The sequence below is a fragment of the Algoriphagus sp. UBA3586 genome (genome assembly GCF_002376385.1).
GTDB lineage: Bacteria > Bacteroidota > Bacteroidia > Cytophagales > Cyclobacteriaceae > Algoriphagus > Algoriphagus ornithinivorans.
Genome location: NZ_DFMT01000016.1, coordinates 304,611 through 323,166 on the forward strand (window position 1 = coordinate 304,611; position 18,556 = coordinate 323,166).

The 18,556-nt window shown below is 38.7% G+C and carries 15 protein-coding genes; 6 read left to right on the top strand and 9 right to left on the bottom strand.

What is annotated here, in order from left to right; translation table 11 throughout:
- Positions 1 to 63: 63 nt before the first annotated feature.
- Positions 64 to 4,356 (bottom strand): PAS domain S-box protein, encoded by a 4,293-nt coding sequence (locus tag B2906_RS05935; protein ID WP_286935926.1) that lies wholly within the window; start codon positions 4,354 to 4,356, stop codon positions 64 to 66.
- A 204-nt stretch (positions 4,357 to 4,560) separates the two neighbouring features.
- On the opposite strand from B2906_RS05935, the gene B2906_RS05940 reads away from it, so the two are divergent.
- Positions 4,561 to 4,881, top strand: coding sequence for a YbjQ family protein (locus tag B2906_RS05940; protein ID WP_091650119.1), 321 nt, complete (start codon positions 4,561 to 4,563; stop codon positions 4,879 to 4,881).
- Between the two features lie 2 nt (positions 4,882 to 4,883).
- Here B2906_RS05940 and B2906_RS05945 read toward each other — a convergent pair whose 3' ends face one another.
- Genes B2906_RS05945 through B2906_RS05960 form a run of 4 tightly spaced genes read right to left on the bottom strand, consistent with a single transcriptional unit; the run spans position 4,884 to position 7,754 of the window.
- Positions 4,884 to 5,141, bottom strand: coding sequence for a (2Fe-2S) ferredoxin domain-containing protein (locus tag B2906_RS05945; RefSeq protein ID WP_091650115.1), 258 nt, complete (start codon positions 5,139 to 5,141; stop codon positions 4,884 to 4,886).
- On the bottom strand, positions 5,141 to 6,394 hold the full coding sequence (locus B2906_RS05950) for a DUF819 domain-containing protein (RefSeq protein ID WP_286935927.1): 1,254 nt from the start codon (positions 6,392 to 6,394) through the stop codon (positions 5,141 to 5,143). The genes B2906_RS05945 and B2906_RS05950 overlap by 1 nt, the downstream gene beginning before the upstream one ends.
- Positions 6,395 to 6,451: 57 nt before the next feature.
- The gene (locus tag B2906_RS05955) at positions 6,452 to 7,087 is read right to left on the bottom strand and encodes an NUDIX hydrolase (RefSeq protein ID WP_286935928.1); all 636 of its coding nucleotides are present in this window, start codon (positions 7,085 to 7,087) and stop codon (positions 6,452 to 6,454) included.
- 1 nt (position 7,088) lies between these two features.
- Positions 7,089 to 7,754, bottom strand: a complete 666-nt coding sequence (locus B2906_RS05960) for a bifunctional isocitrate dehydrogenase kinase/phosphatase (RefSeq protein WP_286935929.1) — start codon at positions 7,752 to 7,754, stop codon at positions 7,089 to 7,091.
- Between the two features lie 408 nt (positions 7,755 to 8,162).
- On the opposite strand from B2906_RS05960, the gene aceK reads away from it, so the two are divergent.
- The 4 genes from aceK to B2906_RS05980 all read left to right on the top strand — a co-directional run bounded on the left by aceK (position 8,163) and on the right by B2906_RS05980 (position 13,719).
- Positions 8,163 to 9,887: a bifunctional isocitrate dehydrogenase kinase/phosphatase gene (gene aceK / locus B2906_RS05965; RefSeq protein WP_286935930.1), complete on the top strand. Its 1,725-nt coding sequence runs from the start codon at positions 8,163 to 8,165 to the stop codon at positions 9,885 to 9,887.
- Between the two features lie 61 nt (positions 9,888 to 9,948).
- Positions 9,949 to 11,073, top strand: a complete 1,125-nt coding sequence (locus B2906_RS05970; RefSeq protein WP_286935931.1) for an alpha/beta hydrolase — start codon at positions 9,949 to 9,951, stop codon at positions 11,071 to 11,073.
- A gap of 5 nt (positions 11,074 to 11,078) precedes the next feature.
- Positions 11,079 to 12,500, top strand: coding sequence for a leucyl aminopeptidase family protein (locus B2906_RS05975; RefSeq protein ID WP_286935932.1), 1,422 nt, complete (start codon positions 11,079 to 11,081; stop codon positions 12,498 to 12,500).
- Between the two features lies 1 nt (position 12,501).
- The gene (locus B2906_RS05980) at positions 12,502 to 13,719 is read left to right on the top strand and encodes an ATP-grasp domain-containing protein (RefSeq protein WP_286935933.1); all 1,218 of its coding nucleotides are present in this window, start codon (positions 12,502 to 12,504) and stop codon (positions 13,717 to 13,719) included.
- Between the two features lie 2 nt (positions 13,720 to 13,721).
- Here the strand turns inward: B2906_RS05980 and B2906_RS05985 are convergent, their stop codons facing one another.
- From B2906_RS05985 to B2906_RS06000, 4 genes are all read right to left on the bottom strand, one after another.
- A complete protein-coding gene (locus B2906_RS05985; RefSeq protein ID WP_219959078.1) occupies positions 13,722 to 14,489 on the bottom strand; it encodes a TIGR02757 family protein in 768 nt (255 codons plus the stop codon).
- Positions 14,489 to 15,043, bottom strand: a complete 555-nt coding sequence (locus B2906_RS05990; protein WP_091650090.1) for a hypothetical protein — start codon at positions 15,041 to 15,043, stop codon at positions 14,489 to 14,491. Before B2906_RS05990 ends, B2906_RS05985 begins: the two co-directional genes overlap by 1 nt.
- 95 nt (positions 15,044 to 15,138) lie before the next feature.
- Positions 15,139 to 15,741: a DUF6992 family protein gene (locus B2906_RS05995; protein ID WP_219959079.1), complete on the bottom strand. Its 603-nt coding sequence runs from the start codon at positions 15,739 to 15,741 to the stop codon at positions 15,139 to 15,141.
- 90 nt (positions 15,742 to 15,831) lie between these two features.
- A complete protein-coding gene (locus B2906_RS06000) occupies positions 15,832 to 16,977 on the bottom strand; it encodes a LysM peptidoglycan-binding domain-containing protein (RefSeq protein WP_219959080.1) in 1,146 nt (381 codons plus the stop codon).
- Between the two features lie 220 nt (positions 16,978 to 17,197).
- Here B2906_RS06000 and B2906_RS06005 point away from each other — a divergent pair, with 220 nt between their 5' ends.
- Positions 17,198 to 18,550: an NfeD family protein gene (locus B2906_RS06005; RefSeq protein ID WP_414631663.1), complete on the top strand. Its 1,353-nt coding sequence runs from the start codon at positions 17,198 to 17,200 to the stop codon at positions 18,548 to 18,550.
- Positions 18,551 to 18,556: the final 6 nt, after the last annotated feature.

Here is an 18,556-nt window from a genome sequence, read left to right on the forward strand (position 1 = left end):
GGAAAATTTCGGCTGTAAATAAATAACCCACAGCCTTTAGGCAAAATTAATGCTAAAGATGTCTTAGACCCTTTCTTTGGGACGAAGAAATTTCAACAATTTCTCGTAGAGATTTTCCGGAGTAAATGGTTTGGCCACATAGTCGTTTACACCTACTTCCAATAACTGTTCTTTTACTTCATGCAAAGATGTGGCAGTCAATGCAAGCATAGGAACTTTACTTTTTACCGGATCTGCCATAGACCTTATTTTCTTGGCAACTGTAAAGCCGTCATAAATTGGCATTTGCAAATCCAATAAAATTAAATCAAAATGTTCCTTCTCAAAAAATTCCAGAGCCTCTTGCCCATCAGAAGCCACAACCACATTTCCGGTATTCCATTTTTTCAAAAATTTCTGGATCAAAATCTGGTTGACCATGTTGTCTTCCGCAACTAGTATAGAAGCCCCCATCAGAGATTTGATTTGAGGCTTATCCTCAGCTGAACCATTGTTCGCCCTCTCTTCAAAAGGCTTCAAGTGAATCACAAATTCAAAGACACTTCCACCACCTAGATTTGGAGAATAGGTAATATCCCCTTGATATAATTCCACCAGGCGTTTTACAATAGCCAATCCCAAGCCTGTGCCTCCATACTTTCTAGTAGTCTCTGAAGAGGCCTGTGTAAATGCTTCGAAAATAGTGGAGACCTTTTCTTCTGGAATTCCAATTCCAGTATCCTCAAATCTAAATTTGACTATGGCTTTTCCTTCTATATCGATTCCCTCGGATTTGAGAATTATTTTTACACCTCCTTTTTCGGTGAATTTAATCGCATTGGAAACTAGGTTATTTACAATTTGACCCAATCGGACAGAATCAGCTAAGATACTTTTAGGAAGTGCTTCATCAATTTCGGAAATCACATACAGAGATTTTTCTGTAGCCTGAAAGCTATGAGAATGTACTATTCGCTGAATGAAATTCTTCAAATCAAAAGGCATTTCCTCCAACTCTACTTTCCCTGAATCAATCTTATTATAATCCAGAATATCATTGATCAAGGCCATCAAACTTTCTGCAGAAAACTGCAGTGTTTTAAGGTTTTCCAACTGATCAGGTTTAGGATCATCTTCCAAAAGAAAATGTGCCAAACCAATGACTGCGTTCATTGGAGTCCTGATTTCATGGCTCATCACAGAAAGAAACTGGGATTTGATTAAGGATGCCTGCTCCGCTTTTTCTTTAGCTTTGAGCAATTCTCTTTGAGCCTCTTTAAGTTTGGATATGTCCCTTGCAATACCTGTGTAGAGTCTCTTTCCATCTTTATCCAGAATAACTTTACCATTGGAATTGAACACTCGGTATTCTCCATTTTTATGGCGCAATTTGAACTCCAAAAATTGGTTTTGCGAGAAGAAATCCTTGGTCTCTTCCAAAAGTACCTGGAAAACATCCAGATCTTCCGGGTCCAAAAATTCAAATACGCTTTTACCGATAACCTCATCCATCTCATAGCCCATAAATTGCTTGACGTTGGGTGAGATATAATCCACAATAAATGACTCCGATAAGGAAAATATGATCTCAGTTGACTCTTCTACCAAGGTTCTATATTTTTCCTCTGACTGTCTTAAATCTTCTTTGGCTTTGTGCTCTTCAGTAATATCTCTAACGATACTTAGCGCATATTCTACTCTGCCATATTCCAATATAGGCCTGATTACTCTGTGGTATCGCCTTCCCCGTAAAAAAAATTCGGTCTCAACAATCTCACGCTTTTCATAAACCCTATCCAATAATTTGGATACTTCCTCAGAATCAGTCAGTGCGATATCTGTTAGGTGATTCCCTTCAAAATCAGAAGGACTCAGTCCCCAATTTTCAAAGTTGGTACCTTCTGCCAAAATGTATTTTCGGCTTTTATCCAAAAGGAAAATATTCGTTCCGGGAATATTGGAAGCCAAGACTCGATATTGTTTTTCTTTTTCCTCTTTGAACTCTTCAAAATTCTTTCTTTCAGTAATATCCTGAAATAGACCCTGATGTAGAATAATATCGCCCACTTCGTTTCTCACGTCTGACGTTTTATCCTCAACCCAGATAAATGTTCCATCAGTTTTTTTGATCCTATATTCCCCAGAAAAGGAAACTACTCCTGACTTACCCCTTGATTTGCTATTGATCTTTTTGATGATTTTGGCGTCATCAGGATGTACAATATCCAAGAATGGAACCCTATTTTCCATCAATTCCTTAGACTGATAGCCAAATTGGTTGATATTTTCCGAGATGTAATAGATTCTGTAGTCATCATTAGGATCCACCTGAAATAATACAGCTGGACTATTCTCTACAATCATGCTGGCTCTCATAGCCAAGCGTTCATTTTCGTATTTCTCAGAAAGGTCCCGGAGGATCAAAGAGTAGCCTATTTTCTCCTTTCCATCTGCATGGATTGCCTGCATAGAAATTTCAAAAGGAGCCTTAGGCTGAACCCCTGTTTCTATAAATAACTCTTGTTTCTTTACATCCCCTATTTCCAGTTTCCTACCGATTTTTTCAAATCTGCTTCCATCTGGAAAATTAAATTTGATGACAGAATCTATGTGTTCATTATAGGCATTCTCCTTCACCATCCCACATAATTCCACAGCCGCTTTATTCAGATATATGATCTGATATTCGAGATTAGTCACCAAAATGGGGTCATTAACCTGAGCTAGAATTTGAGATTGAAGCCTTAGATACTCCTCACTTGCCCGTTTGTGCGTGATATCGGTACAAAATCCATTTACCTCAATTCCTTGGGTAAAAAAGTCCTGCTTGGTTTCAATTTCATAAGAAATGTAAATAGTTTTTCCTTCCTCATTACGAATTGTAAACTCTCCGGAAGCATGACTTTTTTCCTGAATGCTTTTTTTCAAATTTTTAACAAAATCCTCTCTGTAGCTCTTATCAATCCGAAGAATCAAGGAAGAAAATTCAGCTGTTACAGGCTGAATCCCCAAGTCAAAAATTCTTGCTAAACCACCTGAGATATAAAATAGATTTCTTGTCGTACTGTATCTCCAAGAACCGGATTTAGATAGCCTTTCCGTAGTAGCAAGAAGATTCTCGTTTCTTTCGATTCGTCGAGTCATCAAACTACCGATATATGCTCCTGCGAGTATATCTCCCAGTTGTCGGAAAATCTGCAACTCCTTCTCAGTAAACTCCAAGTCTTCCTGATCTATTTCAAAATAGATGACACCCAAAATCTTGGAGGCAGATATCATTGGAATCAAAATAAGCCTTGAAGTAGATTCAAAGCCCTCCGACTCTAAGTCAATCAGTTTTACTATGCCTGCCTCCAACCTTTTTTTACGGGAATCAATGATCTCTTTGAAATCAATTTCGGACTCGCTTTTCCAGCTGGATAAACTCCAAGTGTTGATAATATCAAGCTCTTGAGTTTCCTGATTGAATATGCTGATTACACCACGATGAGCCCTCAAAAAATGACTGAATTTTCTTAAAAACTCCTGAAAGTCTTCTTCCAGATTACTCAGCCTTCTATTAATCAAACGGGAGGAAACTTGATTAATCAGGTTTTCTATTTCATATCTTTTCTGAAGAGACCTGTCTGTTTCAATAAAATCAGTGATATCTCTACTTGAAAATAAAACGCCATTGATCTCAGGATGATAAATTAAGTTTTTGGCAAAACTTTCAAGATAGATTCGTTTGCCCTTTGATCTATTAATCCAGAAATCAACTGCAACCTCCTCTGTAGAGTCCAGAACCTCCTCGAAACTCCCTTTCACCAACTCAATGATCCCTTCATCAATGAAGTCACGGAAATTTTTCCCAACTATATAATCTACCGGAAAACCAATCTTTTGGACCACCGAATCGGAAATGAATTTATAATTTCCCTGCTCATCCAAAATGGCAATTAAATCATGACTATGATGAAGAATACTTTGGATATAACTCAGTTCCCCTACTGTCTGCTCATGCTTATCCAAAATTGAATTCTCAACCGCTTTATTACCCAAAAACTTGATGGGATTGGCCTTAACTATCAAAAATCTACTGCTATAACTGGAAGGTAGATTTACAAAAGCCCATTCAAAACGCTGAAATTCACCACATTTCTTCTCTAAGGACTTGAAATAAGTGATTTGGGGCAGAATCCCTTCTTTGAAAAATAAAAGTAGTTTTTGTTCTAGCTCCTCGTTTGAAATCCAAGCCTTCCAATCCTCAGGAAGGTTCTTGAAATTTTCAATTGCCGTATTGTTCCAAAAGATGATTTCTTCAGAATCCATCAGAAACAGGGGTTCGTTGATTTCATTGAAGAAATCCGAAATATCAAACTGATGGAATTGACTCATTTAATTAACTACTTACTTTTTAGGGTTTATATCAAATCGGAAAATATTGAAAAAAGATGATCTAAAAAACAAGATTAGAGAAACAAATTCATTTTATAACTTATCACAGTTAAATAAATCACCTAAATTCAATTTAAATGATTTATTCAAATTTGCACCTTAAATTAAACGTGCATAAAATATGTTTCACCTAATCAAAATTCTATGATTATCTCAACTACCAACCAACTAGAAGGCTACAAAATCGATGAATATCTGGGCATTGTTTCTGGAGAAACCATCATAGGTGCCAATGTTTTCAAAGACTTCTTTGCCAGTATTACTGATATTGTAGGAGGCAGATCCGGCTCATACGAGCGCGTTCTAAGAGAAGCCAAAGCTACTGCTATGGCAGAAATGGAAATGCAAGCTAGAACCTTCGGAGCGAATGCCATTGTAGGAATTGACTTGGATTACGAAACGATTCGAGATGGAATGCTGATGGTGACTGCCAGCGGTACTGCTGTCAAAACTACCAAACTTTAACCTTAGCCCTGATCTTTCAGGGCTTTTTTCATTTGATCCAATATTTTTTCTGTACTGGTTTTTTTTAAAAAATGATCTTCGACTATCGCAACCGGAGCAGACTTACACATGTCCAAACATTTGGTTTGGATCAGTTTGCAGCAACCTTTCCAAGGGTTTTGTTTGCTTGCAATTTTCAGATCCTTCTTGATCAGCTTGGAACCTGCTTTTTTGCAATCTGAACCTGTACATATAAAAACTAACTGTCTGCTATGTTTCATTATCCAATAGAAATGGCCTGCATCATTAAACCGCATAAGTAGGCCCCATAAGTTCCCACAGCATAGCCTAATACCGCCAAAAGAACTCCAACCGGTGCCAAAGAAGCATCAAATGCCGATGCCACAATTGGAGCAGATGCAGCTCCTCCCACATTTGCCTGAGAACCAACTGCCACGTAGAAAAATGGTGCTTTGATCAACCAAGCTACCAAAAGCATAATTAAAATATGGAAGAACATCCATAAGATACCGATCAGAAACAAAATTGGATTATCCAATACAGCTCCCAAATCCATCTGCATTCCGATGGTAGCTACCAAGACATATAAGAAGGCGCTACCCAATCTTGATGCACCTGCACCTTCCAAGTTTCTTGCTTTAGTAAAAGAAAGTGCAAGACCTGCAGTAGTGGCTATCACCACGATCCAAAAGAACGTTGAGTCCAAGGAGTATTGCTTCAATGCAGGATAATCACTGGAAATAATCGGAGCTATCCAGTCAGCTATCAAATGCGAAACCCCGGTAATTCCAAACCCAACTCCCAGTATGGTCATGGTCTGGGCCAAACTTGGAATCGTCATGATCTTAGATCTAAAATCCGCTATTTTGTCTCGCAACTCATAGATTGCTGTAGAATCAGCTTTGAATAATTTATCGATTTTTTCTGGTTTGGCAGCCCAGTACAGCAAGAAAGCCATCCAAAGATTAGCCACTAAAACATCTACTGCTATCATTTGGGCGAAAAGGCTGGAACTTGCTCCAAATACCTCCAACATGGCAGTTTGATTGGCTCCCCCTCCTATCCAGGATCCGGCAATGGTAGCCAAACCTCTCCAGATCGCATCCGGACCAGTGCCTCCTAAGAGTTCGGGCTGAATAAAGCCAACTGTCATCAGCGCCAATGGACCTCCTAACATGATTCCCAAAGTACCTGCCAGAAACATCGTCAATGCCTTAGGCCCTAATTTGAGAATACCCTTTATATCAATGCTGATTGTAAATAAAACCAAAGAAGCAGGCAATAAATACCTGGAAGCAACAAAGTACAGGTTGGAATCTTCACCTGAAATAATTCCCAAGGAGTTAAAAACCGCAGGAATAAAATAGCAGAGTAGCACTGCCGGAACAACCTTATAAAATTTTTGAAAAATACGATTTTGGCTTGCTGAGGTGCTGAAAATTACTGCTAGAGTGGCTACTAGTAAGCCAAAAACCACAGCATCATTGGTGATCAAAGGAGCTTGTTCTTCCATAGTTTTACTTAAAGGTTACAACAATACCAACAAATGCCCATATGCCCAAAAATGAGCTTATTTTCCCTTTTCCAAAAGTTCTATAAACTCTCCCAAAATCATGGCAGTGGCACCCCAAACCATTTCTTTCTCTACTTCAAAATAAGGAGTGTCAAGTTTGATTTGATTTCCTATTTCCAAAATGGTTTTTTTCTGGATTTCAGGGGATATGATATCGGCAACTCTTGCTGAAATGATTCTTTGAACTTCCCTTTCCTCAGGAACGAATTCAGGAATATGATCTACATAACCGATTACAGGACTTACTAAAAAATTGCTGGCAGGAATAAATAAATCAGACATTCTTCCCAAAACTTCGACTTTACTGGCATTTACTGCCACTTCCTCCTCAGCTTCCCGAAGGGCTGTAAAAACTTCGTTTTCGTCTCCTTCGTCCATTTTTCCTCCTGGAAAAGCTATCTGCCCACTATGTACTCCAATGTATTCAGGTCTTTTGATCAATGGAAAAAAAGCCTGCTTTTCCTGTGGATAGATTAAAATCAGAACTGCACCTTTTCTGTAATTAGAAGGTAATTTTGTATCAAACCTTCTCATATCCACCGGCTGAGGTGACATCCTCATCTGCGCCTCTTTACCCGGAAGTTGCCTTGAAAGCGAGTTTTTCAGTCTTTGGATGACTTCTTCAAAATCCATTTTAAATCAATTCAACCTTCTTGATTTTCTTATTTAGGTAAGATTCTATCTTATAATCAGAGGTGACTTTTTTCATTCTAAATTGATATACGAGATTTTCATTTGGTCTGATCAACCAAACTAAGGGTCTAAACCCCTCTACTTCCTGAAAAAAGCCCAATACTATAAACTCTTCCTCGCTCAGCCATAAGCCCTCTTCAAATGCTCCGGAAGGCCCCATAAATAGAAGGCGCTCTTTCATTCCATCTGCTTTATACCATACCACCTCAGAGTCAGGATTCAAAAAAGGAGAATCCAATTCATCTTGAGCTTCAATTTTGTAAGAATAGATATCCATTACTCCGTTTCCTCCTGGATGTGGAAATTGATATGGAAATAAAGGGTCACTAGGAAGGATAGGATTTTTCTCAGGCATCTCAAAGCCCTCCAAAGTATCGGAAAGCATTAATTCAAAATCATCCGCCTCGAACCTTCCTAATTTCTGAGCCCAATGCTCGTACCATTCAGATTTCTGTGCAAAAACTAAGTCAAGTTTGGTGGGAAAATCATCCAACAATTCGGAAGAATCCACCATCACTTCAGTCTCATTTTTCTCCGAAGTTGATTCACATGCAAAAGCTATCCCGATAAGGCAAATGAGGAAAAGAATTTTTATCGATTTATCCATAAGAAAAAGATGAATGCATGAAGCTAAACCAGGACGATCAAAAAACAAAAAAGGCCGGACTACTAATCCGACCTTTTCCTGCTCTCAAACCTATTAAACCTATTGTAGATATTCAATTCATGAATACTGTCGAAAAGTAGAAAATGTTTTTATATACTCCAAACAATCGATTGCGAAAGATTTTCAAAATTTTATTCTTCAAGTAATTTTCGCCCTAAACACTTCAAAATCAAGCTTATTTATTTTCATTTTTTTACAGAATTTTTTTGGTAGGATTTTGAGATCAATTAGGAAATTTCAATGCAATCGTGTGCATAAATTCCTGTTGCACTATCTTTTCATAAGAAAAATAAATAGGAATCATACCACGAGCTTCAGAGGTATTAACTTTTTATACTATTTTCAATCATGCCACACAGAGCCATACCTCTTGCAGAAAAAATTTTTCATGGATTCGAAAGTTACATTCGCTCCTTCAATACTTACACGGAGCTAGCTCCTCTTTATTTCAAGGAAAGAAACTGGGCTGCCACCCAATTGAATCATAAACAAAGGCTACGCTTATATAAAGACTTATTGTTTCAATTAGTGGAAGAATTCCGGAAAATGCTCGGTGATGATGCCGATAAAAGGGAAATATGGACATTGATAAGGCAGCATTATCAGGAATTGATTGCTGAAAGACCTGATATAGAACTTGCAGAAACTTTTTTCAATTCAGTCATTAGAAAGGCATATCCAGGTATGTCCAGCGACGAAGAATTGATGTACCTCATGGAAGGTCATAGTTCCTGTGAGATTTTTTCTACGGCAGAGTTGCTCAATTCCTATCCCAGCTCAATGGGATTGGACCCCATTATTCGAAAAATATTGGATGATTATGATTTTGGGGCTCCTTTTATGGATAAAGAAGCTGATATCCAATTCCTGATTCAAAGTGTAAAAGAGGTCATTCTTACACGATATAATCCCGGACCTGAAACAACCACGCAGATTTTAAAATCGGTTTTTTATAGAAATAAGGCGGCATACTTGATCGGCCGAACTTATTTGGGACATAAATGGATGCCTTTTATCATCCCAATTCTTCATGGACCCAAAGGTGTTTTTGTAGATACTCTGATTTTTGATCCTAATATTATGAGCTCACTTTTTAGTTTCACCAGATCGTATTTTATGGTGCGTGCAGAAATCCCTTCCCAAGTTGTAGCCTTTCTGAGTTCGGTTATTCCTCATAAAAAAACACATGAGCTATACAATGCGATCGGATTCAATAAACACGGCAAAACACTATTTTACAGGGACTTCTTATTGCACTTGGCACAGTCTAAAGATCAATTTGTAATCGCTCCCGGCATCAAGGGAATGGTCATGACAGTATTTACTCTTCCTTCCTTTAATGTGGTATTCAAACTCATCAAAGATCATTTTGAGCCTCCAAAAAATATGACCAGGCAGGAGGTTCGGGAAAAATATAAGTTGGTTTCCTTACATGACAGGGTAGGCAGAATGGCTGATACTCATGAATTTGAATACTTTAAAATTCCCTTGGATAGACTGAGCCCTGAACTGCTTCAGGAACTAAAAAACACCACTAATTCCCTTTTAAAGTCAGAGGGTAAGCATTTAATTATCAAACACCTATATTCTGAAAGAAGAATGACTCCTTTGAACTTATATCTGGAAAACTGCAGTACAGAGGAGGGAAATCAAGTGGCAGAGGATTATGGAAGAGCTATTTTACAATTGGCTCAGGCTAATATTTTCCCGGGAGATATGATGACAAAGAATTTTGGGTTAACTAGACAAAAAAGGGTGATATTTTACGATTATGACGAAATCGAGTTTCTAACGGATATGAACTTTAGAGCAAAACCCAAAGCCGAAACTTATGCGCAAATCTATGCCTCTGAACCTTGGTATGATATAGCTAAAAACGATGTGTTTCCGGAAGATTTTAGGCGTTGGATGATTGGAAGAAGTGATTTGAAGGAACATTTTTTAAGCTATCATCAGAATCTTTTTGATCCAGAGCATTGGAAAAAGATTCAACAAAGGATTTTGAAAGGCGAGCTTATACATGCCTTCCCATATCCGGATGAAATCCGCTTTAGGCCAGAAGAAAAAGTTTAAGTTTCTTATTAATGGTTCAAAGCTTACTTTTGCAAAGATTGAAAGGCAGCTCGCCTCACCTATGATTTCCCTAGAGACAGACCTAAAAGATAGCAGTATCAAAACCCGTAAACTGATTTTGCACACCCCCGATGATGATGAAAGACCTGTTTATATTTCAGGTAATTTCAATAATTGGGCTACGCAAGATTATCGGTTTAAAATGAAAAAAATCGATGAGGGAAAGTATGAGTTCGAATTTCCTGAGGAGGAGATTTTTCAGGGAGAATTGATTTACAAATTCACCAAAGGAGACTGGTCAGAAGTAGAAATAGATAGATATGGCAATAGAACTCCCAATAGAATATGGAGTGACTCCAAAACCTCACGAATTGAAAAAGTTGCCAAATGGAGAAAAAACTGGCTCCCTTATCGCCCTAGTCAACTTCCAAAAATTCATTTGATCTCTGAGGAATTTGAGATTCCTCAATTGAACAAAAAAAGAAAAATCTGGGCATTGCTACCTCACGATTATGAGAGTAGCGATGAACATTATCCGGTTCTTTATCTCCAGGACGCTCAAAACCTTTTCAACGAAAACGCTGAATTTGGAAACTGGCAGATCGACAAAAAACTGGCTGTTATGTCAGATTATGGAATTGGGAAAATTATCATCATCGCAGTAGAACATGCTGAATCAGAAAGAATTCAGGAATACAATGTTGGCAAAACTCTTTTAGGTAAGGGACAGGGGAAGCAGTATATCAGATTTATAACAGATACGCTTAAGCCATTTGTAGATAAAACCTTTAGAACCAAAACCGAAAGAGAGCACACAGGAATTGGTGGAAGCTCTATGGGAGGATTGGTCAGTATCTTTTCAGGCTTGATTTATCCAGAGGTGTTTGGCAAACTCATGGTATTTTCTCCTTCTCTTTGGGTAATTCCCAAAATCAAACTAGGGTTCTTAGATTTCTTTGATCCGCAAGAAACCAGACTTTATCTATATGCTGGAGGAGATGAGAGTGAAACCATGGTTGAGCATGTCAGTAAACTCCGAAAAAGGCTACTTAAAAGAGAGAGCCTACAAGGAAAAATGAAAATCCGGCTATCCATCAATGAGCAGGGGAAACATAATGAAAGCTACTGGAGTGATGAATTCCCCAAAGCGATAGAATGGCTTTTTTTTAGCAATAAAGAAGAATAAGACTTATGAAAATTCAAATTAATACTCAAGTTTCCAGCTCAACCTTTTTAAGAGTAATTCCATTTTTGGAGAAGGAAGAAATCAGCTTTTCTGCATCAAACGGAGTTTCTGTAAATGTGAAAAGCCCCATTTTTTCCGGGAAAAAAGACAGTTTTTATGTCCTGGAAGCGGAAAAGGAAATGGTGCTGCTTGTTGGCTTGGGAAAGGACCCTGAATACAAATCCATAGAAAATTCATTCAGAAAAGTGCTTCACAAGCATGATCATCTAATCGATCAAAGTATCCTGCTTGAATTCCCGGAAGGCTTTGATGAAAATTTCCTTGAACCAGCCTTAGTTGGCTTATTTCTAGGAGACTATCATCTTGATTTTTTCAAAAAAGAACGTAAAAATAATTTCGAAGAGCTAGAGGTGCATATCAAGTTGGCACATAAAAACGCTGAGAAATTGGTACAACGAGCTGAAAAAATCGCTAATGCAAAGAAGGAAGCATTTAGGCTTGTAGACTTACCTCCCAATAACCTTACCCCAGAATACTTGGCAGAATGGGCCGTAGAAATGGCAGGAAAATATTCCTTAAAATCAGAAGTAATTAGCGGAATAGATGCCAAAGATAAAGGATTGGAAGCTTTTTTGGCTGTGGGAAGAGGCTCGGCTAAGGAACCCAAATTCATTATTTTAGAATATAGGCACCCTGAAGCAAAAACTCATTTAGGCTTGGTCGGTAAAGGAGTAACCTTCGATACTGGAGGCCTGAATATCAAAACTCAGGGAATGCATCATATGAAATCAGATATGGGAGGAGCTGCTGCAGTATTGGGGGCAACTCAGGTGATTGCAGATTTGAAAATCCCTATCAATCTCACTACCATTGTTCCGGCTGTGGAAAATGCAGTAGACAAGGATGCCTATTTACCTTCCGAAATTATTGCATCTCATGCAGGATTAAGCATCGAGGTAGTGGATACTGACGCAGAAGGTAGACTGATTTTGGCGGATGGTCTCTCCTATCTCATAGAAACCTACAAACCTGATCAAGTCATTGATATGGCTACCTTAACAGGTAGCGCAGTAGGAACCTTTGGCTATGAGTGTGCAGCTCTTTTTTCCAATGATTCCAAGCTTTCTGAAACTATTCAAAACGCTGGAAAAGGTATAGGGGAAAAAACCTGGCCACTTCCAATTTGGGAAGAATATGCCAAAGAGATGGACTCCGAAATTGCTGATATCAGAAATTATCATGGAAAGCCAATTGCAGGAGCCATAACAGCTGCAAAGTTTTTGCAAGCCTTCACTCATGAGCATCCTTCTTGGGCTCATTTGGATATTGCTGGGGTGGCTTTTGCGGATACTGATTTTGCAAAAACCAAATCTGGAACTGCCTTTGGTGTGGGATTATTGCTTAAATTCATAGAAAATCAATTGTAATATGAATCAACAAGGCAAAACTTTTCTGTGCATTTCCAACTTTTTCAAAGGCAATGCATTTTTAACAGCATTGAAGAAACAGGGAAATCGAGTTTTTCTAGTTACCTCTGAAAAATTGAAAGACAAACCTTGGGTCTATGAATACATAGATGAAGTATTTTTTATGCCTGGACAGGATTTAGATTGGGATTTAAACCTGTTGCTTCAGGGAGTTGGTGGACTAATGAAAAACCATAAAATTGAATCCATCATTGCCTTGGATGATTATGATGTTGAAAAGGCCACTTACCTGAGGGAAAGTTTGAGAATACCGGGAATGGGACAGACCACCGGAAGATTTTTCAGAGATAAGTTGGCCATGAGAATTAAAGCTCAGGACTCTGGTCTTCGGGTTCCTGCCTTCTCCCCTCTTTTCAATGATGAGGACATCAATTTATTTGCAGATCATATTTCCGCACCTTGGGTCCTTAAACCTAGATCTGAGGCTTCTGCACACGGGATCATCAAGGTAAATTCGAAAGAAGAACTTTGGCACCATATCAACGAGTTGGGAGATAATCGCTTATACTATCTTGTCGAACAGTTCAAACCGGGAGATGTCTATCATGCGGATGGCTTACTATTAAATGGAAAAAGTCTGTTTTTAACTGTTTCAAAGTATTTGGCGACTCCTATGGAAATCTCCCAAGGAGGTGGAATTTTTCGTTCTGCAAATATCAAATACGGGTCTTCGGATGATAAAGCAATTAAGAAGGCCAATTTGGAAATTATGAAGGCATTTGGGATGAAATCAGGAGCAACGCATACTGAATTTATCAAATGCCATGAAGATGGAGAAATCTACTTTTTGGAAACATCATCCAGAGTTGGCGGGGCTCATTTGGCTGAAATGGTGGAAGCAGCAACAGACATCAATTTATGGGCTGAGTGGGCCAAAATTGAAGACTCTTTAGCCAAAGGCTACAAGTATGAATTGCCAAAAGTAGCTAAAAACTATGCGGGTATTGTACTTACTTTATCCAAGTATGAACATCCTGATTTGAGCAGTTTTGACGATCCCGAGGTATATTTTAGAGTTCCCTTAGAATATCATGCGGGGCTGATAGTTAGATCCAAAAACCAGCAAAAAATCATGGACTTGTTGGACAACTATGCAGAAAGATTTGCAAATGAATTTTCTACCTCAGCGGCTGCTCCAGAGATCAAAAAATTTCATTAAGCCTAGAACTTTTCTTCGATTCCAAGTCCAAAAAGAGCAAAATCATATTTGACTGGATCCATTGGATCAAAGGTTCTCAATTGCTCTGTCAGTTCCAGAGCTGTTAGCCAATCCGTTTGTTTACGTGTGATTAAGCCAAGTTTCCTCGCGACCCTATCTACATGCAGATCACAGGGACAAATCAATTGAGCCGGCTTAATCTGTTCCCAAATTCCAAAATCGACACCCTTCGAATCCTTTCTTACCATCCATCGCAAATACATGGTAATGCGCTTACATGCTGCTTTTCTTGCGGGAGTTGCTATATGTTTGCGGGTTCTAGATGGAGCATCGGGGAGGGAAAAGAAAAACTCATGGAATCGGGATAGAATTGATTCCATAGCATCAATTTCCCCGTTTTGTCCCAGCAAAAAGGCCTGTTCCAAGGAATCGTATTTTTTATAAAACCAAGTCAAAAAGTGGATGAAATAAAGCGTATCCACATCATTAAAGGTTCTATGTTTGAAACTGAGAAATGGCTTCAAGTCATCTTCCTGATGATTCATCAAAAATTCATGGGGAGCATTATCCATTTTCTCAAAAAGCTCCAAGCATTTATTGATGATGGTCTTTCTTTGACCCCAGGCTAATATTGCAGCAAAAAAACCTGAAATTTCTATATCCTGCTTTTTTGAAAAGCGATGCGGGATAGAAATCGGATCGTTGGCTATAAATCCCGGCTGATTGTAGAGTTCGACTTTTTCGTCTAAAAATCCCTTGATATCATTCATTAAAGAGCAACTTTCACCTCTCCGCCTTGAGTTCCGTCAAACCATTTAAAAGAAAGCTCATTTTCTACTTTCTCAGAAACATGCCAGTCAAAGCACTTAATATTTGTAAGCGATCTCAAGGAATCTTCATCTGGATTATACAAGCAAATGTCAAAGTCAGGAAGATCCTTGGATTCAGTGCTATTCCATTTTTCTAAAATAAATCCCTCTTCTATAACTCTGATTTTATTTCCAAAGACAAAATCCGATAAAACCGATGGAACCCCATCCATTCTTCTTAGTCTAAAACCAGAAGGGCCAAACATGATCTGTTTAACCAATTTAGCCTCCAGCATGTCATTGGAATAAGGGAGAACTTCCCATTCACTTTCCTTAATGACTATTTTTTTACCCTCAGGTCTCAACTTGGTCAAGAGTTGGGAAAGTTTGGAAAAGAGCCAAGTAAGGCCAATAAATAGCAAGCCAAAGCTTGCAAGGATTGGATAAGATACCACGAATATCAAATTCCAGATAAATCTAAATACGTGGTGAAAGAAGAGTTGTACTTTGTTCATAATGGGGTACTTGCATGCAAAGGTACCCTGACTAAATAAGAATGACAAACTAGAGCTACAGAGTAATAACTAAAATCTATTCAAAAAAATATGATTTATCTCAGGGGAATTCTCAAGGCTACTCCTGTTGGGCTTAAACTAATGTTTTGAACTATTCCAGGTAAGTCTTTTGCATTCGCACTGTGGAAGCTATACATGATGCCATCAAAGGCCAATAAAAATGCACCTTGTAAAATTACCGACTTCCCAAATCCAATCAATCGCTCATTTGATTTTCTCAGCCCTCTTTCTTTCAAGTATAAGCCTCCTCCCATATAAGCTAAATCTAATGCAGCATTAAAAAGGAGAATTTTTTCAATTCCATTTTGAGCATCCATTGTTTGCCAAAAATCGGTACCTGGACTCTCCTTGGTAGCTTGCCAATAACCCAACCCTGCAATAATCAGATTCACGGAGTTCCAATACAGGTTCATTTGGTGAAAGGCCTTGTTTTCTCCCATGCTTTGGCTTGCTCCTATCCCACCCCAAATCATATTTCCCACAGCCCAAGAGCCTAAAATCAACATCCCTTTTTGATTGTAATCTAATCGGGTCTGATTAAAAGATTCTAATGCAGGAATTTCCTGACTGAGGCTTTCAAAAGCAATAAAAAATAGTGCTAGAAAAAGGAGAGTTCGAAGTGGAGAAATAGCTTTCATATCAAACAAACTTACTGAAAAGCGGATAGTTATGATAATTAAAAAAAAAGCTCCGATAATTCGGAGCTCCAATTAATTTATCAAAACTTCTTAATACATCACCTCAACAGGGAATCTTCCATTCACAGCTTTGAGTTGATCAAATGCAGCTTGTGAAAGTTTAATGACCAACTTGGAGTTATCTCCAGTTTCAGGAAGTGTTCCCACCACTCTGGCAAAAATGGTCACGTCATTTTCTTCATTTTTCACTCGCATGATAGTTCCTACAGGCGCTGTTCTGTGAAGAACCAAATATTTTTTATGACCTCCTGTACCTTCTATCAGTTCAGCTTGGCCTGTTTCTCTAATATTTTTAAATCCACCTGAGTTCGCTCCATCAGGAACAACATGCATTTCTTCAGGGCTACTTACCACCTTCGGCTCACCTACAATCGGCACGTCTGATTGTTTGAGCTCTGCTCTCCCAACTTTCAACACCTGTCCGACAGTTAGATTATTTGAGACCAAACCATTCCAGTTGATAATGTCTTCCACTTTTGCATTGTACTGCCCAGCAATTGAAAACAAGGTCTGTCCGGTTTTAACTTCATGTGAAATCCAGTCTCCAGGAACCAAAACCTGACCTGTTGGTTGGGTTTTCGGCTCAGTCATTGGTCTTGTTTCTTCCTTTCTTGCAGGAGCTTCCTGCTTTACAGGACTCGGCTTTGGCTCCGGCTTTGGAGTAGTTTCTTTTTTTGCAGGAACACTAGCAGTGGTAGGTGCAGGTGTAGTTTCTTTCACTTCAGCTACCGTCTTTTGAGGAGCTGCTTGTGGTTTTTGAATGACCAATGCCTGGCCGACACTTAGATCATTTCCTTTTAAACCATTCCACTCCATGATCTCAGAAACTGTCACATCATATTTTTTGGAAATCGCAAATAGCGTTTCACCTGGAACTACTTTATGCAAGGCTGCACCTGAAGGAACAGTTTCTTTGGATACATAGGGAACTCTGATTTGCTGTCCGATTTTTAAACCCGATTTCAAAGAGGAATTTGCATCTACAATTTCTCCTACCGGGGTTTGATATCTTCTTGAAATTCCGAAAAGAGTCTCCTTAGGCTCAACATTATGGATTATAAAGGTTTTATCACCCACCCTTTCGATTCCTACAGAGTCCATTTCAGTCATAGCGAAGGTTGAAATGGAGATAAAAAGTGCAGGAACTAGGTAGAAAGTGCGTTTATTAATTTGCATATAGAAAGCTGATTTTGATGGGTTGTACTAAAATTCTATCCATATAAACATCAATAATTATGCTAAAAGACTAATTTTCTCGAATAAGAATCCCAGGTTATGGATCAAACGTCTTAAATCAACTGAAAGTCAAGGAATTTTAGAAAAAAAGCCTGATATCTTTCAAAAAATAAGTCCTAAAGGAAATTCATGCGTATCTTTTGTTTCTGATTAACTAACCATGAAAACATTATTCTACTGCCTTTTAATGTCAATTTTCTTTAGCAGCTTCTCAAGCACTAATGCCCAAGAAGCTGAAATAAAGAAAATATTCACTTTTAAAATTGACAGAGATATTGATCCTGCAATGAATAGAAGAGTGAAGCTGGCTTTGGAAGATGCAAAAGAAAAAAAAGCAGACTTGATTATCATCGAAATGGACACCTACGGAGGTGCGGTCAATGATGCAGATGATATTCGAACCATGCTTTTGGAATCAGAAATTTCGATTTACACCTTTATCAATAAGGATGCAGCCTCAGCAGGAGCCTTGATTTCGATTGCTACCGATAGTATTTACATGGCACCCGGAGCAAGCATTGGTGCTGCCACTGTGGTCAATGGGGCAGATGGAGCCGCAGCACCTGATAAGTATCAGTCCTACATGCGATCCATGATGAGAAGTACTGCCGAAGCGAAAGGAAGAGACCCCAAAATCGCTGAAGGAATGGTAGACGAAAAATTGGAGATTGAAGGTGTATCTGAAGCAGGTTCAGTCATTACACTTTCCGTTTCTGAAGCCATTAAGCTGGGTTTTTGTGAAGGAGAATACCGCTCCATCAACGCCATCCTTGAGGCCCAGGGGCTTCAAGACGCTGAGATTATTGAATATGAAGTTTCTCACACAGAACAAATCATTTCCTTTTTCCTAAACCCTGCAATCAGTGGGATATTGATCTTAATTATTATAGGAGGAATCTATTTCGAACTTCAAACTCCCGGAGTTGGCTTTCCACTTCTAGCATCAATCGTTGCCACCATCCTCTACTTCATCCCTTATTATTTAAATGGACTAGCTGAAAACTGGGAAGTAATTGTATTTGTGGCAGGTGTGATTTTATTGGCAATCGAGCTATTTGTCATACCAGGTTTTGGAATTTTTGGGGTTCTAGGGATCACTTGTATCCTTGCAGGTTTGGTCTTGGGTATGCTTCCGAATCAGAATTTCGACTTTGAATTTGTACCTGCCTCTCAATTATTCACTGCCTTGCTCACCGTGATCCTTTCGGCAATTGCTGCTGTGAGTTTGATCTTTTGGCTCACTCCCAAGGTGAATAAATGGCAGGCATTTCAAACCATTACTTTGGCCAGTACCCAACAGAGAACAGAGGGGTATACTTCCAGTTTTTACAAAGATGATTTAAAGGGAAAATCAGGTATCGTACATTCCAGACTAAGGCCCAGCGGAAGGGTAGAAATTGACGGAGAGATTTATGATGCCTATTCCAGAGGAGATTTTATAGACCAAGGTGAAAAAGTGATTGTAATATCCACAGAAGGAACATCTTTGAAAGTCAAAAAACTGGAATCCTAATTCCTG

What these genes read in the sequence shown, in the direction of transcription:
- B2906_RS05975 (WP_286935932.1), top strand. Translation starts at nt 11,079, where the DNA reads ATGAAAATTCAAATTAATACTCAAGTTTCCAGCTCAACCTTTTTAAGA.
- B2906_RS05940 (WP_091650119.1), top strand. Translation starts at nt 4,561, where the DNA reads ATGATTATCTCAACTACCAACCAACTAGAAGGCTACAAAATCGATGAA.
- B2906_RS05950 (WP_286935927.1), bottom strand. Translation starts at nt 6,394, where the DNA reads ATGGAAGAACAAGCTCCTTTGATCACCAATGATGCTGTGGTTTTTGGC.
- B2906_RS05985 (WP_219959078.1), bottom strand. Translation starts at nt 14,489, where the DNA reads ATGAATGATATCAAGGGATTTTTAGACGAAAAAGTCGAACTCTACAAT.
- B2906_RS06005 (WP_414631663.1), top strand. Translation starts at nt 17,198, where the DNA reads ATGAAAACATTATTCTACTGCCTTTTAATGTCAATTTTCTTTAGCAGC.
- B2906_RS05990 (WP_091650090.1), bottom strand. Translation starts at nt 15,043, where the DNA reads ATGAACAAAGTACAACTCTTCTTTCACCACGTATTTAGATTTATCTGG.
- B2906_RS05945 (WP_091650115.1), bottom strand. Translation starts at nt 5,141, where the DNA reads ATGAAACATAGCAGACAGTTAGTTTTTATATGTACAGGTTCAGATTGC.
- aceK (WP_286935930.1), top strand. Translation starts at nt 8,163, where the DNA reads ATGCCACACAGAGCCATACCTCTTGCAGAAAAAATTTTTCATGGATTC.
- B2906_RS05980 (WP_286935933.1), top strand. Translation starts at nt 12,502, where the DNA reads ATGAATCAACAAGGCAAAACTTTTCTGTGCATTTCCAACTTTTTCAAA.
- B2906_RS06000 (WP_219959080.1), bottom strand. Translation starts at nt 16,977, where the DNA reads ATGCAAATTAATAAACGCACTTTCTACCTAGTTCCTGCACTTTTTATC.
- B2906_RS05955 (WP_286935928.1), bottom strand. Translation starts at nt 7,087, where the DNA reads ATGGATTTTGAAGAAGTCATCCAAAGACTGAAAAACTCGCTTTCAAGG.
- B2906_RS05960 (WP_286935929.1), bottom strand. Translation starts at nt 7,754, where the DNA reads ATGGATAAATCGATAAAAATTCTTTTCCTCATTTGCCTTATCGGGATA.
- B2906_RS05995 (WP_219959079.1), bottom strand. Translation starts at nt 15,741, where the DNA reads ATGAAAGCTATTTCTCCACTTCGAACTCTCCTTTTTCTAGCACTATTT.
- B2906_RS05935 (WP_286935926.1), bottom strand. Translation starts at nt 4,356, where the DNA reads ATGAGTCAATTCCATCAGTTTGATATTTCGGATTTCTTCAATGAAATC.
- B2906_RS05970 (WP_286935931.1), top strand. Translation starts at nt 9,949, where the DNA reads ATGATTTCCCTAGAGACAGACCTAAAAGATAGCAGTATCAAAACCCGT.